Raw genomic sequence first — 659 nt, forward strand, 5'->3', positions numbered from 1 at the left:
GTGGCCATGTCGCTCACACCTTCGCCGCGTCGGCCTCGGCGCGCTGGCGCATCATGCTCGCCGGGGCGACGTCCTCCAGCGGCAGGCCGCGGCGGGCCGCGACCTCCTCCGGACGCTGCACCGACTTCAGCGCCGCCACCGTGGCGTGCACGATGTTGATGGCGTTGTCGGAGCCGAGGGACTTGGACAGGATGTCCGAGATCCCCGCGCACTCCAGCACCGCGCGGACCGGGCCGCCGGCGATGACACCGGTACCCGGGGAGGCCGGGCGCAGCATGACGACGCCGGCGGCGGCCTCACCCTGCACGCGGTGCACGATCGTGCCGCCGATGCGGGGGACGCGGAAGAAGTTCTTCTTCGCCTCCTCCACGCCCTTGGCGATCGCGGCCGGCACCTCCTTGGCCTTGCCGTAGCCGACGCCCACCAGGCCGTCACCGTCGCCGACGATCATCAGCGCGGTGAAGCTGAACCGGCGGCCGCCCTTGACGACCTTGGCCACGCGGTTGATCGTGACCAGCCGCTCGATGTACGGGGTCTTGTCCTGGGCCGCCCCGCCACGGCCACCGTCCCGGCGGTCCCGGTTGTTGCGGTTGTCGTTCCCACCGCTGCCGCCCGGGGCTCCGCCGTCACGCCGCGTACGTCCCGGCATCAGACCGTCC

The 659-nt window shown here is 72.7% G+C and carries 1 protein-coding gene; it reads right to left on the reverse strand.

Annotation, left to right across the window (positions count from 1 at the left end):
• Nucleotides 1–13: 13 nt before the first annotated feature.
• Nucleotides 14–649, reverse strand: coding sequence for a 30S ribosomal protein S5 (rpsE, locus tag DBV35_RS29085; protein WP_062397823.1), 636 nt, complete (start codon nt 647–649; stop codon nt 14–16).
• Nucleotides 650–659 lie beyond the last annotated feature (10 nt).

This window comes from Acuticoccus kandeliae (assembly GCF_003073115.1).

Coding starts and splice junctions, on each gene's coding strand:
- rpsE (WP_062397823.1), bottom strand. CDS start 649: ATGCCGGGACGTACGCGGCGTGACGGCGGAGCCCCGGGCGGCAGCGGT.